Source organism: Mesorhizobium sp. M1307, from assembly GCF_040318155.1.
GTDB lineage: Bacteria > Pseudomonadota > Alphaproteobacteria > Rhizobiales > Rhizobiaceae > Mesorhizobium.
Genome location: NZ_JAMYLR010000023.1, coordinates 47,788 through 64,698 on the forward strand (window position 1 = coordinate 47,788; position 16,911 = coordinate 64,698).

Sequence of the window (16,911 nt, forward strand, 5' to 3'; positions counted from 1 at the left end):
GTTCGCGTGCCGGCCTCGGCGATACGTGCCGACACTGTCAACCTCATGACCGCATGCGGGCTGAAAGAGCAGCGCTTCGCTCCAGCGGTAATTCAGGCCGCTAGCTGCCTAACTGCGGCAAGCCCATCGATCGTGTATGTTGAGACGCTATTGCCGATGCCTAAATATCGAACCCGTCATGGCAATCGTTGTGACGGGAAGCGCTCGCTTATGGGCTGTGCTGGAATGCGCATGAAGTATACGCCTGTGCGCCGCTTCGTTGATCTCTTGGCCTTCGAGGAAGTCGTCAATCTCATCGTATGTGAGACCGGGACGAGGTTCTCCAGGTCGGCGGTCGGGATCTTTTCAACAAGATCAGACGGAGCGCCCAGACACACTGCCAAGGCGCGAACTCTGCGCTTGTTCAGCCCGGAAAGAGGAAGAATGTCTGCGGCACCATCGCCGAACTTGGTAAAGAAGCCCATCAAGGCCTCGGCTGCTTCGAAGCGACTTCTGAAAAAGAAGTGTGGGTTTGCTCTCATACCCTTTGCTGAAAAATGTTGTCATAGAGCGCATGGAATGCCACGCGCTTCGAATCGGAGTAGCCATCCGGGAAGCCTGAAGCCCCTTTGAAGCGCATGTCCGGCAGCTATTCATAGCGTGGATGACTTTGATCGAAACAAACGATTTCATAACTCTTCGGAAATCTTGCATGGACAAAAGCACGTCCGCACCGGTCACCCATCCAAAGGAGAAAATCTTCCATGCGCCCTGACGTGCAGTGGAGGTCGTGCCGAGAAGTGAGTTGCAACTGGCCGATCATGTCGGCGGTTCGACGCTAGTCGTCCCCAATGTTCCTGAGCTGCGAAGTCTTGCAGGCGAGCCAGCTGCCCAGCGCGATTCTGCTTGTGGCGGGCTTTTTGCCGCAGGCAGTCCGCTCGTTTGGGCAGCGGATTGGAGACCCGGCCGGCAGCGCTACCATACAACATCAGCGCACTTTACATCTACGCGGTATTGCCGGGCTTCCAGTCGGTGCCATGTTTGGCCGACGAATGACGCGATGCGGCCTCCTGCACAAGCGAAGGCGTTATCGGATGTGCGACCGGGAAGCAGGCGGACAGTGCAGCACATGTCAGTCGCCTGTGCGACGGTCGTTCGGGGAATGAAATCGGGCCAGTTCACGGCGCGGCATTATTTGTCAACAGCCGCCCCTTCGCAAGGATATAGGCAGCCCGCGTCACAAGTTCGTGCTGCAGATGAAAACGGCATCGCCGGCATGCAAGTCAGCAGCCGCTCAAGATTCGATGATCCAGCCAAGCTCTCGGCGTCATGGAACGGCAGGCGCCACGATCGAAGCATCTCATGTTGATTCAGGCGGACCCTTATGAGGCGTTCTTTGATGCCGGTGATGCCTGACAGGCGGTTGCAGCTGCAAGCGACAACGCGGCCTATTTAGTTGGAAACGGTCTGAGGCAGGCCAATTTGGCTTGCCCGTCACTATGTGGAGAAAGAAATGCTGTGTCTAGGAATTAGCGGCGGACTTGACCAAGTCCATGAAAACCGATTCGAGCTTCGGAACGCCTTTATGCACGATGGCGCCGCGGTGCTCGTCCGAGACGGACGGGTGATAGCAGCCGTCGAAGAGGAACGCCTCAATCGGATGAAACACTCCAACAAGCTCCCAATTCGTTCGATTCAATACTGTCTGTCAGCGGCGGGGGTTCAGCTCAACGACATTGATCGTGTCGCGCTCTACGCCAGCGAGCCCTATGCCAACGCCATGCTTGAAGGTATGTCCGCATCCCACCCGGACATTCTCTCCATTCCGTTGGATGCTAAAACGTTGGTGCAGGATCTGTTAACGCGTGAGTTCGGCACTAAGTTGGACAGTTCGCGTATTTCATTCGTAAGTCATCATCAGGCGCACGCCGTGAGCGCCTTTGCAATGTCGGGCTTCGAACAAAGTCTCATTCTAGCGATTGATGGCTCTGGTGATTTCCTATCGGGCCTCTTGGCGGTAGGGTCTGGCACAGAAATTACGCAACTCGAGGCTTTCCCCGAGAACAATTCTCTTGGGCTGTTTTATCTCGAGACGATCCGCTATCTCGGCTACGGCTTGTTCGACGAGTATAAGGTAATGGGACTCGCGCCCTACGGCGACCCCGCTCCCTATCGCGAGCTCTTCGAGCAGTTCTACGAGCTCTCCGCCAACGGCGGTGGCTACCGTGTTCACCTCGACCGCATCGGTCCGGCGTTGCTCCGCAATATCGAGGTCAGGCGAAAGGGAATGCCCTTCACCCAGCAGCATCGAGATGTGAGTGCGTCACTGCAGGAAGCGCTTGAGCGGATCGTGTTCCACATTCTCCGGCATCACCGTGAGGCCACCGGCATGAAGCGGTTGTGCCTGGCGGGGGGGGTGGCCCACAACTGCACGATGAACGGTAAGCTGCTGTATTCAGGGCTTTTCGAAGACATTTTCGTGCAACCCGCGTCTCACGACGCTGGCTGCGCATTGGGAGCTGCGCTGATAGTCTCTAACGAGATGGGCCGCCCCGCGCCGTGTGAGCGACTGCAGGAGGTCTATTGGGGTCCTGATCTCGGGAGCGAGCGCGCCGTGCAACAGGAACTGAATGCATGGGCCGGACATCTCGAGGTTGAACGCTCTGATGACGTGGCAAGCAGTGCAGCCGACTGGATCGCCAACGGCGCCGTGATCGGCTGGGTGCAGGGTCGTTCGGAGTTTGGGCCACGTGCGCTGGGCAACCGCAGCATTCTTGCCGACCCTCGGCCCGCCGCAAACAAGGACCGGATCAATGCGATGGTCAAGAAGCGCGAAGGCTATCGGCCCTTCGCGCCATCTGTGCTGGAGGAGGATGCGAGCGAATTTTTCGACCTCCCGGACGGTAGGCACGAATTTCCATTCATGAATTTCGTCGTTCGCGTGCGTGACTCAAAGCGCGCCTTGCTCGGTGCCATCACGCACGTCGACGGTACCGCTCGCCTGCAAACAGTATCGCGCAACGCCAATCCCGCGTACTGGGAGGTCATCAATGCGTTCAAGAAGCGCACAGGCACTCCAATTCTGCTCAATACGTCCTTTAACAACAATGCCGAACCGATCGTGGATTCGGTTGCAGACGCGATTGCCACCTTTCTGACGACAGAGCTGGATGGACTTGTGGTCGGGCCCTTCCTGGTAAAAAAGCGGGCTGCAACGCTGCAGGATTGGACTGCGCTTGCGGTTTCGTTGCCGCCCTATGTGTCCCTCCATCAAACCCGCGCTTACAAAGCGCCAGATCGTCGGGAGACTCACTGCGAGATCAGCACGACCCACTTCAGCAGTGACAGTGTACGAATTTCACACGACTTGTTTAATCTGCTGATGCGGATTGAGGGCGAAGCCATGTTGGGAGATCTCCTCAATACAATTGCGCCGGATCAGGGTAAGCGTGACGCTGTGATGGAGGGCCTGCGACGACTGTGGGAGCAGCGCCTCGTTCGGTTGCATCCCTCACAAGCTGCTCGCATGGATCAAGACTGCGATCAAACGCTGGACCAGCATAACAGGCTCTCAGCGTGATAGGGATGCCGCTATCCAAGCTCGGCGAATAAAGGTGTTCATCGACGCCGCCTACCAGCTCACCGCTGGCAGGCGGTCGACTTCATCACAGGGTTGATTCGTCCACTTCATGTTGGACGACCCGGACGCGCAGAAAAAAGCGCCTGCGGCGGGTCCTTTGTAACCACCATGATGCGGGACCACAGCGACAGGGCGTGCCGGAGACAGTCAATCCGGCCGGCGATGTCGTCGCCGGCGGCGACGGTCTCATTCAGGATCAGCATCGACCAAAGAGCGAGGCCACTGCCGTTATGCTCGAGATCTGGGGACGGCGGCTTGGCGAACGCAGTCTACTCGGCGTTTCTCGAACTCACTGCATGCAAGACCGTGACGAAGCCCTTCACATTGCGGGTCGGGACATAGCTGGCTTCTTGGCGCGCTACCACCGCTAGAGATGCAGACTTCGCCCGACAGGTCCTGCTGGAGCGCGGCTTGGATCTAATGGCAGAATTCTTGCGGAGACGCGGACAAGTGGGGAGCACTCCAACCCTACACACGCGTCACTGGGCTATCAGTGTTGACCGTATAATCTTCGGAATGGCAATGGCATATTTTACAAAGCACGACGGCAATCAAATTATATACCGCAGCTGGGAAGAGCCGGAACAGTCAAGCGCAAGGATGAGAATTTTGGTCCTCAAGCTTGATCATGTCGGCGACTTTTGGATGTCTCTAGGGCCCCTAAAGGACCTTCGTCAGCGTTTTGCGCATGCCCACATTACGCTGGTGGTGGGAAGCTGGAACATCGCTACTGCAAAACAGTTCGACCTCGCCGACGATCACATTGCTTTTGACTTTTTTCCTCGCAACCCCAAAGTCAAAACGCGCAAAGAAGCCGCCGACATAAGGCCGCTGCTGACTGGCGAGTTTGATCTTGCCATTGATATGCGTGTTCCGGAAGAAACAAGGCCCATCTTGCTTGAAGTCCCCGCCAGGCACCGTGCGGCGATAGTTGATCCGTACAGCATGCATCAGATCGATATTGCGATAGCGCCATTCAATCTGAAACTGCGCAGAACCATTTTCTACAAGCTGGTCCAAAAAATAGGGCTTGCTAACAAAATCCCCCGTAGATGGCTTGATTGGTTCATTGACCGTAAGCAGGTGCGTCTCCAGCATGTGTCAGAAATCCTCCTCTTTCTGGTCGCAAAGGCAGCTGCCTATTTCGAAAGCGGAGCGGGTCACCCACAGAATTCGACTACAGGCAATGCCCCGATTGTCGTGGCTCCGTTCTCCAATTCCAGCCTGCGAGATTGGCCGATTGAAAGTTTTGGCAAAGTTATCGCTGCTCTTTCGACCCGTGGTGAGGTGGTCCTCGTTGGCCGTGGCGAATGCCTGGAAGCGCTTGAGGAGGTTGCGAAGATAGCTAGGGAACGTGGGGCCGCGAACATTCGGACGGCCGTCGACTTGTCAGAATTGGAATTCAATTGTCTCGTGAATTCGGCCGCGCTCGTCGTTTCTAACAATTCAGGCACCGGCCATGTCGCTGCCCAGCTTGGCCGCCCTACTATCGGCATTTTCACGGCGTCACATCTACCGGAGATTTGGGGGTTTCGAGGTCCCTTGGTCAGCATGCTTATGAGTGTTATTGAATGTCGCGGATGTGGTCTGGACCAAGTGCGGCATTGTCCGGTCAAAGTCCGATGCAAGTTCGACATCACGCCGGATCTCGTGATTGCCGAGGTAAACGCCTTGATGAATCATTGTAAGGGTACGGCACAAGCTTAGTGGCTCGCGGTCACCACAACCGCGATTGCCCAGCCCTTGTCGCTGATTCAATCGCTACAATCATCTAAAGGCCGAAATTCAGAATCGAATCGACTTGTTCGAAGGACCGCAGTGGCGATGTCACATTGGCCGACAGGTGGCATAGAGCGGCGCCTGAGAATGAAAGTGCCGCCGCCCAGCCTTCATAGCCGTTCCTCCTTTGTGGCGTGACGGCCCGAAAGTCGCCATCGCGTCAGATGTTCATCAGGTTCGGGATAGCCGGGGCTCGTCCGGCGACAGTCATGGCAGCGACTTCGCTTCTGGACCCGCTCATCCGGCCGCCAAAAACAAATGCGCTTTCTAAGCCGTAATTGATCCGCCGGAGCTGACCAAAGCCACCTTGCTCTGGGTTGCGGCAATGGCGACTGGGGCGAGAAGCCGAGAAGAACCGATGCGGCGAGAAATCCTCAGACCATCCGCCACGAGACGTCGCCAGGGAACGTAGCATTGCGTTCCGCGTTACACTAACGTATATACGTCCGCAGCACAGGAGCGCGCCATGGCCACCACACCCACCAGGAAGGAAGCACCCGTCTCGATGCGGTTTCGCGACGATGATCTCACCATCATCGACCGCGGCGCGGAGCTGCTCGGCCTGTCGCGCACGGAGTTCATGCGGCGCGCCGCGCTGCACGAGGCGCAGGCGGCCATCCTCAACGAAACCGTCATCCGCGTGTCCCCGGAAGCCTATGACGCCTTCATGCAGGCGATCTCAGCCCCGGCCGCTGCGCCCCCGGCGAAGGCGGCCGAGCGGCTGCGTCGGTCCCCGCCCTGGGACCGCTAGGTGGCGCTTTCAGGCATCGAACTCCTCGACCACGCACACCGCCTCGACAGCTTCGATTGCGGCAAGCCGGCGCTCAATGCTTGGCTGGCCGGCTTCGCGCGAACGAACCAGGCCCGCGGGTTTACCCGCGTCCTGGTCGTTCACGACGAGGGAACAGTCGTCGGGTATTACGGCTTCGCGCCGGGCGTGATCCAGCCAAATAGCGCACCGCGCGCCATCCGCACCGGACGCCCGCCCGATCCGATCCCCTGCCTGCTGATCGGACAACTCGCCGTCGACCACCGCTATGCCGGACAAGGCGTCGGTAGCGACTTGGTCAAGGACGCGCTGTATCGCTGCGTCGCCGGCGCCGACATCGTCGGCGGCCGCGCGGTGGTGGTGCGGGCGATCGACGCCGAGGCAGAGCGCTACTGGCAGAGCTGGGGCTTCATTCCCGCGCGGGACAATCCGTCGGTGCTCATGCGCTCGATCCAGGACGTGAGCCTCTGGCTGGCCGACAAAGGCCACTAGCTCCGCGCGCGTAGCGCCTCCGGAAGCGGCAGGTCTGCGCGCCGGCCTGCCGCCGACCGGGCTCTAGTTGCGGCGTCCCGCCGCTCCCCGAGCCGGCTTCGCCGTCTCGGCGTTCGGGTGACCCCTCACGCAGGGCCAGAGGGAGACGGCGGTCAGAGCGAGGGAGCCCTGGAGAGAAGGGAAAGTCATGATGTCGATGATATTCATAGGGGGTTCACGCGAGATATTTGAGCTGACGGAACCTGCCGTCGCTCGGATCCGCCCAATCGTGGTTGCCGTGCACGGCGTGCTGATTGGCGACGCGTCTGGAGCCGATGCCGAGGCGCAGGGCCTGCTCGCGGGCTACGGCTACAAACATGTCGGGGTCTTCCATGCGGCCAAGGAACCCCGCAATGATCTGGGCGACTGGGCTGCCTACCGGGTCCCGTCTCCTGAAGGTGCTAGAGGATACTGGATCTACGCCGCCAAAGACCGGGAGATGGCGCGCGCCGATTTTGGGATGATAGTCTGGGACGGCGCATCACCCGGCACGGCCGTCAACGTGCTTCGGCTCGCCATGGCGAACAAGCCGAGGTCATCTACGATCTGGCCAGGGGCAGCATGGCGACTACGCACCATGTCGTAGACTGGTGCGCCATTGCTCCGCGATGCCGGTCCAGACATTCGGCGCGCCAAGCCGAAGCCCGCATGACGCGAGGCGAGCGCCTGGCGTTGCCGGGATGATGTACGCGCGGTCCCGGCGGGTCCAACGCGATAGGCTTGATCCGGCCCCGCCCCCCCAACTCCACTTGTATGAACGGCCGGGGCCGGCCCTTTTCGAAACCGGCTCACCGCCGCGTGGCGTTGTGCAGGATGATTGTCTTGACCCGTCTCGCATCTGAAGCGGGTGCAAGCCTGCCGCACATGCCGCTGCTTGGTCATGCGAGGCATCGCTACCGTGGGGCGTGGCGTTCGCCGATCTCCAAACCGCTGTGCCGCCATACCGAACACGCAAGGCGGTTTAACCGCCAGGCTGCTGTTCAAGGTATTAACGACGCAGGCGGCATGACCGGAGAGACTGGCGGGGTAAGCAGCTTCCATCGATCCGGCGGCATTGCGGATGTGGCTGGCGATGGCGGCCTGAGTTCTTGTCCATCTGCCGCATAGCGGGTGGTCAGATGCTGGTCGCGTTTCCGGCGAGCCGAAGCATTTGTCTCTCAAGGTCACCCGTTGGAAATCCAGCACCAGCGGCTTGTCGGGACAAGATAGTTGCTATTGGGATTTGGCCGCCGCAACCGCGAGCATCGCTTCTCCCATCCCATTGACGCCTCGGGCATTCAGCATTTCACCAGCGTTCTGAATGTCGCGCACCTCTTTGTTCTGGCTGAGTTTTGATTTACCAACCAGGCTGGTGATCTCGATTTCCAGGGCGACGATCGCCTTCACCATCGTGTCAATGAAGTCCTTCGGCGCGTCGCCCATCTTCCACGGGGCAGGCTGCGAGGCTTCATGCATGTGAGTGAGCTTCGCCACGTTACGGCGCACATAGCGCTCATCATCCCGGACAGTGATGCGTCCGTGGGCGTGGACGACGAGATAGTTCCACGTCGGCACCTGGTTATGGAATTCATGCTTGCTTGGATACCAGTTCGGCGAGATGTAAGCGTCAGACCGTCGAGCTCGTCCCGGACCGCATGGCGCTACGGCGTCACCTCCAGCCCGGCGAGACAGTCGTCATTGTCCGTGAGGGTGACCGCCGCCTCTACGGTGAGAATATTGATCGCCGGCAACTTATGGCGCCTGCCGACCTCAAATTCGTTGAAGTCGTGCGCCGGCGTGATCTTGACCGCGCCGCTGCCTTTCTCCGGATCAGAATACTCGTCCGCCACCACCGCGATCCTGCGGCCGACGATCGGCAGAGGATTCGCTGCTAGCACCGTGGCAGTTTGACAACCCGGCCATCGGGGCGGTAGCACCGTCCAAGGCCAAGAGTCGCAGGGCAGACCGCACCCCATCGGGCTGCGCGACCCAGACCAGCTGACGCCCAACTGGCACACTCATCGCGCATCAGCACCGTGGATGCGACATCTACTTTGTTGCGAGCGCGATATCGGAACTTGGTTGTGACGCAGCTGTGCGTAAGCGCACCGCTGTCAGCAAGTGAGTGAGCGAAAGAACTACGTGGTGGAGGTGAGAAGTCATGCGGCGTCAAGATTCCCCGCCCTTTGCGGCAAACACACTGATCCCTCTTCAGAATCCGGTCTTTCGTTCGATCTGGACAGCCACGCAGATATCCAGCCTTGGCTGGCTGGTGCAGAGCGTGGCTATAAGCTGGCTTATGGCAACGATTTCAGCCTCCGATCTGATGGTTGCGCTCGTGCAGGCTGCATCGACACTGCCCGCCTTCTTCTTGTCGATCCTTGCTGGAGCGATTGCAGACAGCTTCAGCCGCCGCGGCGTGATGCTTGCCGGACATTGCCTGATCGCACTGGCATCCACGGCGCTGGCTCTCTCTGTTGGACTGGGCTTTGTCAGTCCATGGCTGATCTTGGGACTGAGTTTCTTGGCGGGATGCGGCTTTGCCTTGAATGATCCAGCCTGGCACGCCTCGGTCGGCGACATCCTGGAAAAGCGCGACATACCCGCTGCAGTGACGCTGATGTCGGTGGGGTACAACGTGGTTCGGAGTATAGGACCGGCGCTGGGCGGTGTAATTTTGGCTTTGCTGGGCCCCCTTACGGCTTTCGCCTTCGCTGCGCTGACCGACCTGGTCCCGTTGAGCGCTGTGCTGCGCTCCAAGTGGCAAGTTCGCTCTTCGCCTCTTCCGCGCGAGCGGATGACGACGGCCATTCATGATGGCATGCGCTTCACGGCAATCTCCTCGGAGATCAGAGTGGCGATCGTGCGCGCAACCCTGTTCGGGCTGTCAAGCATCTCGATCCTTGCTCTGCTCCCCCTCGTGGTTCGCGACCAACTGGCGGGGGGGCCAATTGTTTACGGCGTCCTGTTAGCCGGCTTCGGCACAGGCGCCTTCATCGCGGGCATTGGCAATAGCTACTTGCGACGCATCACGTCCCAAAATCGATTGATCACGCTCGCATCCGTTGCTTGCGCAACGTGTTGCCTTTTACTGGCTCTCACATCATCGGTGGCTGTAGCAGCGATCGCGCTTGCAATCGCTGGCGCAGGCTGGGTTGTCACCTGGACCGGAACCGACGTGTGTGTGCAGTTGGCAAGCCCAAGGTGGGTCGTTGGTCGCACCCTGTCGATCTATTACGCCCTGACCTACGGCGGCATGGCAGCGGGCAGCTGGATCTGGGGTGCTGTCGCGCAGTACTATTCCCTGACGTGGGCTTTGGAAGGTGCTGCAGCGGCGCTGTTGCTGGTTGCAGCCGTGGGAAAGCTATTGCCGGTACGGCTATGGGAGGAATCGGATCAAGGGGGGGCCTTCGACTTCAGGCCACCAGAACTGGCCCTCGATTTGAAGCCCAGGAGCGGCCCGATCGTGATCAAGGTGGAGTACTCGATACCCGAGGAGAATATCGAGGAATTTCTGAGCTGCATGCGCGAAAGGCGGCGCGTTCAGAGCCGTGCCGGTGCGCGGGACTGGACTCTCCAGCGCGATCTTCAGAACTCGACTCTTTGGACCGAGACATTCCGCACGCCGACATGGACGGACTATCTTCGTCTGAACCATCGGCTAACGGTGACTGACAGGGAGGTAGGCGAGCGCCTTGCCGCTCTGCAGGTCGGTGATTCTCCTCCTCGTCTCTCACTTTCGATCGAGCGGTCGACAAGCCCCGCCCGCGGCAGCCAAGTCCAGCCTGTGCCCTTTGTATCGCGCCCGTAAGGAAACCAGTAACTTTTCTGGGTTCGGACACGGGAATGGCCGAGACCTACTCCATCTTTAGTCGGGACTGCCCGGATTGCCATACGTTGCGGCCGGTTAGGCGAGCATGAGGATTTGTGTGGCACGTACGTCCACCACGGGCCCATGTCCAGCCCCACCGCTGCCATCAGATCGGCTTGGGCACGGGTTCAGGTCGCCTGTCCCCCGGCATCGTGGCGAGCAGCGCGAGCAAGGGGGCGGAGGGGTCTCCCCGGTCTGCACGGAGCGAAGCGGGCAGACGGAGGAATCCGCCAGCGGCGACTTGCAGGGAGAGGGCCGCGCGCCTCTTTCCCTCCCTCACAAAACGTGCCGCCAAGCACGTTCACGTCGGCGCAGCCGTGCCGCAGAGCCGGCCGCAACAAAGAAGGCCCGCAAGGCGGAAGCATCGAAATGTCCGCCAGCGGGACCAATTCAGTTCGGTGCTGGAGAAAGCGGTTCAACAGGGCGGCCGTAGGGGCACCAGCATAGCGCCGTCGCCAGGCGCGATGCGGACCGACAGCCCCGACGAAGGGCGCTGATTGATCGACTGAAATTGGATCGGGTCATTTTATCAGCTGACATAATCCATGAATTTTTCACGGTGCTTCAGCCCGCGCCTGGATTTTCTGCATTTAGCTGCAGCGAAGGTCCCGGTGATGCGGTGGAAGCGCACCCGGGGCATCTTGGACCTATTTGATGCAGCCATCCAGGACTGCTGCATTGCCACAGCAGTGGTCACAACATACTAGGCGGGCTTCTGGAGATGACGCGACGATCGGTCAGACGCTCTTTCATTGGCTGCGGTCGGCGCCAGACGGTCGCGGAGCTTCAAATCTGATCGGGCTCCCGAGCGAATTGCCGTCCTACGAGCATTCGGGACCGATCCCGGCCTACAGGCACGCCTTACTTCGGGCGGCGGATCAAGTGATCCGTGAGGGGAATGCCACGCCGGCATGGCTCGCCAATGACTTCAATGCCAACTGTCGGCAGTCACATCATAAATTAAGCATAGCTCCGCGACGCATATCCAAGGTGGCGCACAATCCTGCGAACTGTCATCGCTGTGACAACAATCGCCAAACCAAGCAAAGTGGCGAACTCGATTCTGCTCGCGAGATCCCAAAGCTCTCCGAACGGTATTAGATCCATGAAGCGAAACACGGCACCCTGAAGCAGGTAAAGCAGCAGTGTGCTCTGACCAAGCTCCAGCGCGACAAAGCGAGCTACGCGAGTTGAATAGCCAACTCTCCAGCATAGGAATATAAGCTGCATCGCCACTGCAGAAGTTGCTACCGAGCCAGCGAACATCAGCAACACTTGTTTGGCCGACTGTGCATCGTAGATCAAAACAAGATTGTTGTAGACGTACGTTTCCTTTCCCCAAAGCACGTGAACGCAGCCATCGAAAGTAACACCACAAAAATAGCCTTGTGGCGCCTGATGCTAGCTGCCTGCCATCCGATCGGCTGCGCAAACAAGAACCCCAAACAAAAGAATGGGTATGTGTATCGTACCAACGGGGTTATTGACCACGGGACGGGCGCGAATGCGATCGCAATTGCAGATGCGCCTATGATCCACACCGACGAGCCATTGAAAGTCGTGAGCAACTTTATCAGGACGAAGGACGCGAAAGCTGCCCAGATGAACCAGTATGTGCCAATGAACTCCCTAAAAAAATCCAACATTCCACTGGTTAAACTGTTCGCCGAAGACATTACGGCGGCCTTCGATATCCAAATCAACGCACACCAAAAAAGCATTGGCAATACTAGTTGCATTGCTCGATCACTGACGCCTTGAGGGAACGATTTGCGCAGAATCGCTCCCGAAGAAAGATATCACTTATCGCCATAAACAGAGGCATGTGAAACATGTAGATCGACTTAAAATATGGCGACAGCCAAAAGGCGTCGGTGCCTCGATAGACAACATATTGCAATAGATGGCAACTATCACCAAGATAATGAGTACGCCTTTGGCGAAATCGAAGCTTAGGTCTCGGGCCTTTGCCGCTTCTGGGCGCGAGTCTCGCCCCTTCGAACCGACTGTTTTGTGATTAAGCATCAGACCTCCAGCCGATATCCTGCCGTTACCGCTCCCACTTTGCTTCTAGAGTGGTTCACGCACGGCATCTTCGGATCCCATTCTGGATTGTCGCACCCCAATGCAGCCGGTAATGGAGAGGATGGAGGGCCGCAGCACGACACAAGCGGAACAGGCCTGTTCTGGGCTAGAAGGCCGCAATATTTCCATTGAACTTCGTCCTCATCGCCTCAATAGCGGCAGTGCCGCCGCCTGGAATGTAGATCAACCGGAACTCAGGGCTCGCGCCGGCCAACTTCGGTTGGTTTCCAATGGTCAAGCGGCGCCGGTCGTTCCATAAGCCTTCCTCAAGAAACGGACGGTATCCGCTATTCCCTCTAGTCGGTAAAATCGATAGTGTTTATGGAACGCATGCGCATGATGGATACATGCGCATCTTGCAGTGCATGGATGAGGCGGCGATTCCCGCGGAGCAGCACCTTTCGAGGGCGTGCCACAAAATCGCTGGGTTCGACCTGCGCGGCGACTGGGTGGAGATCCGCCTGATCTAAAGCGTCACCCACCCGACGGACAACATCTCACGACGCGGCCGAGCAGCTTGGCCAAGAATCCGCACTGGCCGATCTCGCGGTGCGTGCGATCGCCTCCTCGATAGCATTGGAGCAACACCTTCTTGAAATCGGCCTGTGCCGGCAATTTTGTCGTAAAGCTCATGGTGGCGTCTCCCGCACGCGCGCAGGACAGCCGGCAGATCGCGCATCTTGGCGATCAACCCTGCCATTCGGCCCGTCGTTCTTCTTTATTCCAATGGAGATCGTAATCAGGTCCGGCCGGTCCTGCACTGAAGTGTTCTCCCCTCGAGCAGCCACGTCGGCGCCGCTCAGAATCTTCGACGAGCGCGCCAGGACAGCATCGATCTCCGCAAATTCTTGCCAGCAGATCGTCCTCACATCATCATGCCCTTGGCTTCAACCGGGCTGGTGCCCTCCCCTTCCCGGCTTTTTGTCCCGACGCTCGGGTCGCGCCGCCCCGGCCCGGTCAAGGCCAAAAAATCGTCGCGGGTGAGCGCCCACTCCGGCTTCTGCCAAATATTCGCCGGCGGGTTCGCAGCACCGCGGGCGCACGGGTGAGCTCGTGGGTAGGAGTGCGGATGGAAGTAGGCGATGCACATCGTCACCAGCACCTCAGATTGTGTGAGGTCCACGGCCCGCTCGTTTCCGCCGACGGCGGCGCGGCGGGCGTCGGTATACGCAGGGCGGGTCCGTCGCCTTGGCCTCAGTTTCGGGGCAATGGCAGGCCCCGGTCAGCGCGGCGCCGAGTTGGGCGGAAAGATCGACGGCGCGCAACGCGGGGCTCCTACGCGACGAGCAGTTTTTCCCCCGGTCTGACCCGGCCTCGACTCCAGATGCCGCAATGACCGTCGCGGCCCGGCGCGGTTGATCGGGTCTCATGCCCAAAGCTGCCTCGGTGCCCAGTAGCGGCACCGCATTGCCCCTCCCAGGCGCTGCGCCAGTAAAGCGTCGGCGAGCCAGCATCCGACGGTGCGTTCGAAGCGATCTCATTCGGCGGCCATGATCGCGCCGGTCACCATGCCGCAGCGGAAAGCTGCCGAGCTCGTCTGGCCAGGTCGCTGACCGCCTCGTCGTCGCGGGCGACGACCGAAATCTTCCCTACCGCAGCGAGGTTTCTCCCGTTAGAAGATCCTCAGCGGGATGGGCAGCCAGTTCACGCCCGGCCAACAGCATCCGGCCCGCGGGGCCGACCTCGTCTCCCGGTCGTGTGAGCAGAAGAACATCGCGAAGTGCGGCTTCATCCTCGACGCCGCGAGCCTGCTCGCCGTACCGCGGCCGCCGAAAGCCCTAGGCGGTGTCACCAGGCGCCAGCCCACCTCTCTAGCTGGCGGACCATCGCATCGAGCGCGCCGATGGCCGCACCTGCAGTGATTGCAAGTCCTCATGCGCCGCAACTGTTCGGGTCGGGGGCAGCCCTGCGCAACCAGGCCGGCACCGCCGTCGTCGGCGGGGCTTCCGTGGCACCGGGAAGAGTGCCGTGGTGGCGCAGGAGGGTTTTGGCTCAGAACCATGGAATACGATGAATGATTGGGGCGCTTTTTGTAGAGCGAACGATAAGTCTTGCACGACCAGCCATTTATCCCTCGCGAGATCAATGCCGCGGGCAATTAGCAGGCGAACTCCGTCCGGACTGAGTACCCGTTTCAACGCGGGCAAAGAAGTTGTGTAGCCATGTCACGAAATGCTTGGTCCGCTTCTCTGCCGGCCGATGGTCCATGAAATCCCCTCCTCACCCATGACACCAGACACCTCCTTGCCAATATGCCGATCAAGCACCGGCCGCCATGGCACCAGCGTGAACTCGCGCGATTTCTCGATGACAGCGTATTTTCCGCCGGCGAGCTCGACGGAGCGGCGGAGCGTGCCTTCTATTCGATCTCCACTCTGGGCTTCAGAATAGGGCAGACCGAGTTCGTTCGACAACTGGCCGGCCACGCGGTTCAACTCGCGTTGGCGCAGCATCGAAAGCATGTTGGCGCGATAGACGATCCGGTCCTGCTCTTCCCGAGCAAGACCTTGCGCAATCAGCCACTGCCGTCGGCGGCCTTGCGCCTCTCGGACATCGCGGCCGAAACCAGAGCTGTGCAAGGCCTCCGGTATGTCGGAAACCAGCTCTCGATCGAGCCAGGTGGCGCCGTCGAAGCTGACTTGTTGTTCCAGCGGCGTCGATGAGAGCTTGTCAACCGTGACAGGCTCGGCCCCGGCCCGCTGACGCTCGTAGTCAGACACACGGTCGAGATGATCCGGTGCGACGATCCAGGTGCCGTCCGGCTCGCGCTCGACACGACCGGTCGCCCGGCGGATCGCCTCCAGTCGCCGCACGTGCGTTTCGGCAAAGCGTTCGGTGGCCGACTGGTCATGCTTGAGATGGATATCGACGCTGTAGCGCCCGTCATGGGCCGTGGCGATCTCGGCAATTGTGCGGTCGACTTGCCTTGGCCCGGTGTCCCTCCGCGTGACCCGCACTATGCAGCCCTCTGGCGTCGGTTGGATGGCCTCGCCTTTGCCGATATCAACATAGTGGCTTTTGCCGTCCACGCCGTCGACGACGAGGTAATGGCGGTCAGTGATTTCGTCGGCCAGGCCGCGCGCAATGATGCGGCCGACGACAGGCTGCATCTGCTCTGCAGATCGATCATGGACAACATAGTCGGCGGCACTGCGGGCGAGCCCCTTGCCGGTCAGTTCGCGGTGCATGGTCTTGATGATGTCGCCCCGCTCGCCGATGCGGCGCAGTGTCGCTTCAAGCTCGCCATCAAGGCGCCAGCGGCCCGAGCCGACTTCCTCAGCCAGACCCATCCGCTCGAGCTTGCGCAGGCGGCCCTGGTGCAGCGTCTGGCGAAACGTGTCTCGGCTGGCCGGTGAGACATGCCCCTCATGGTCGCGCATGCGGAGCAGCTGCCGATCGATGCTGGTGAAGCGTTCCCGCTCCATTTCCTGGCGCAGGCGTTGCTCGATCTCGCGGTCCGTTCTCGGGCCAAGGTCGAGGCTGACCAGCTCGGCCGCCCGTTCACGGATTCCAGACGAGATGTAGTCCCGCGCGATGACGAGGTTTTCGTCGCGGTCGTCCTTGCCGCGGACGATAATATGGGTATGCGGATGACCAGTGTTGAAATGATCGACGGCCACCCAGTCGAGCCTAGTGCCGAGGTCTTCTTCCATCTGCGCCATGAGGCGCCGCGTGAGCGGCTTCAGGTCATCATACTCGATGCCGTCTTCAGGGGCGACGATGAAGCGGAACTGATGCCGGTCGCCATCGGCACGATCGATGAAGGCCTTGCCATCGACGCGGTCGCTGTCGGCGCTATAGAGCTCGCCAGGCTCGCCTTCGCGGGTGACGCCGTCGCGCTGGAGGTAGCTAAGGTGTGCACGTGCCCCGTCAACACCCTTGCCGGCCAGCTTGACGATACGGGCCTTGACGACGGCGCGCCGCTGCCGAAACGCCGCGTGGGGGTCGCGCGCTCTGAGAACGGCGGCAGCAGCCCCGCCGCGCCCCGCCCGGCTTCCGATGAAGCGGCCACGGCGACCGCTGCCGCCGCCGGCTCGGTTGATCGCGGCGCGGATCTGGCCGGCGAAACGCTTGCCTGCCTTCGAGCCGCGCGATCCGATTTTGCCCAGGCTCGGCTTGAACTCTTCATCCTGCATTGAGCCTCCTAGTAATCTTAAGCAATATCAGAGGTTTGTCGGCTGCAGCTCTCCTGACGCTGAAGGCAGCCTCCGTGGAAAACGATGTGCAGACAAAGACTTCGCCGCCTCCAGGAGGCGATGCCTTTATCTTGCCTTCCGC

The 16,911-nt window shown here is 60.0% G+C and carries 10 protein-coding genes and 5 pseudogenes; 8 read left to right on the forward strand and 7 right to left on the reverse strand.

All coding sequences use genetic code 11. The features are described from left to right. Positions 1-147: 147 nt before the first annotated feature. A pseudogene (gene nadE, locus NKH16_RS22415) lies at positions 148-479 on the reverse strand (NAD(+) synthase); the annotation flags it as partial. Positions 480-1,492: 1,013 nt separating this feature from the next. On the opposite strand from nadE, the gene NKH16_RS22420 reads away from it, so the two are divergent. From NKH16_RS22420 to NKH16_RS22440, 5 genes are all read left to right on the forward strand, one after another. Continuing rightward, the gene (locus NKH16_RS22420) at positions 1,493-3,559 is read left to right on the forward strand and encodes a carbamoyltransferase family protein (RefSeq protein ID WP_352638524.1); all 2,067 of its coding nucleotides are present in this window, start codon (positions 1,493-1,495) and stop codon (positions 3,557-3,559) included. A 582-nt stretch (positions 3,560-4,141) separates the two neighbouring features. Further along, the gene (locus NKH16_RS22425; protein WP_352901816.1) at positions 4,142-5,326 is read left to right on the forward strand and encodes a glycosyltransferase family 9 protein; all 1,185 of its coding nucleotides are present in this window, start codon (positions 4,142-4,144) and stop codon (positions 5,324-5,326) included. Between the two features lie 538 nt (positions 5,327-5,864). Then, on the forward strand, positions 5,865-6,149 hold the full coding sequence (locus NKH16_RS22430) for a type II toxin-antitoxin system TacA family antitoxin (protein ID WP_352453587.1): 285 nt from the start codon (positions 5,865-5,867) through the stop codon (positions 6,147-6,149). After that, positions 6,150-6,659, forward strand: coding sequence for a GNAT family N-acetyltransferase (locus NKH16_RS22435; protein WP_352901818.1), 510 nt, complete (start codon positions 6,150-6,152; stop codon positions 6,657-6,659). Positions 6,660-6,849: 190 nt separating this feature from the next. After that, complete coding sequence (locus tag NKH16_RS22440; RefSeq protein ID WP_352901821.1) at positions 6,850-7,284, forward strand: hypothetical protein; 435 nt, start codon at positions 6,850-6,852, stop codon at positions 7,282-7,284. A 626-nt stretch (positions 7,285-7,910) separates the two neighbouring features. On the opposite strand, the gene NKH16_RS22445 is transcribed toward NKH16_RS22440, so the two are convergent. Together NKH16_RS22445 and NKH16_RS22450 are read right to left on the reverse strand one after the other, a co-directional pair. Then, a complete protein-coding gene (locus NKH16_RS22445; protein ID WP_352849561.1) occupies positions 7,911-8,252 on the reverse strand; it encodes an FMN-binding negative transcriptional regulator in 342 nt (113 codons plus the stop codon). A gap of 89 nt (positions 8,253-8,341) precedes the next feature. Next, positions 8,342-8,557, reverse strand: a pseudogene (locus tag NKH16_RS22450) (hypothetical protein); the annotation flags it as partial. Between the two features lie 281 nt (positions 8,558-8,838). Between NKH16_RS22450 and NKH16_RS22455 the strand changes: the two are divergent. Further along, a complete protein-coding gene (locus NKH16_RS22455; RefSeq protein WP_352901824.1) occupies positions 8,839-10,488 on the forward strand; it encodes an MFS transporter in 1,650 nt (549 codons plus the stop codon). Positions 10,489-11,271: 783 nt separating this feature from the next. After that, positions 11,272-11,499, forward strand: a pseudogene (locus NKH16_RS22460) (hypothetical protein); the annotation flags it as partial. 9 nt (positions 11,500-11,508) lie between these two features. Here the strand turns inward: NKH16_RS22460 and nolL are convergent. Next, positions 11,509-12,573 (reverse strand): annotated as a pseudogene (gene nolL, locus NKH16_RS22465) (nodulation factor fucose acetyltransferase NolL). Positions 12,574-12,980: 407 nt separating this feature from the next. Between nolL and NKH16_RS22470 the strand changes: the two are divergent. Next, entirely contained in the window at positions 12,981-13,103 is a 123-nt protein-coding gene (locus NKH16_RS22470) for a hypothetical protein (RefSeq protein WP_352849559.1), read from the forward strand. A 596-nt stretch (positions 13,104-13,699) separates the two neighbouring features. Here the strand turns inward: NKH16_RS22470 and NKH16_RS22475 are convergent. From NKH16_RS22475 to rlxS, 3 genes and pseudogenes are all read right to left on the reverse strand, one after another. Next, positions 13,700-13,813, reverse strand: a pseudogene (locus NKH16_RS22475) (SMC-Scp complex subunit ScpB); the annotation flags it as partial. Positions 13,814-14,222: 409 nt separating this feature from the next. Then, a complete protein-coding gene (locus NKH16_RS22480; RefSeq protein ID WP_352567124.1) occupies positions 14,223-14,339 on the reverse strand; it encodes a hypothetical protein in 117 nt (38 codons plus the stop codon). 459 nt (positions 14,340-14,798) lie between these two features. Further along, positions 14,799-16,769, reverse strand: a complete 1,971-nt coding sequence (rlxS, locus tag NKH16_RS22485) for a relaxase/mobilization nuclease RlxS (RefSeq protein ID WP_352901826.1) — start codon at positions 16,767-16,769, stop codon at positions 14,799-14,801. Positions 16,770-16,911: the final 142 nt, after the last annotated feature.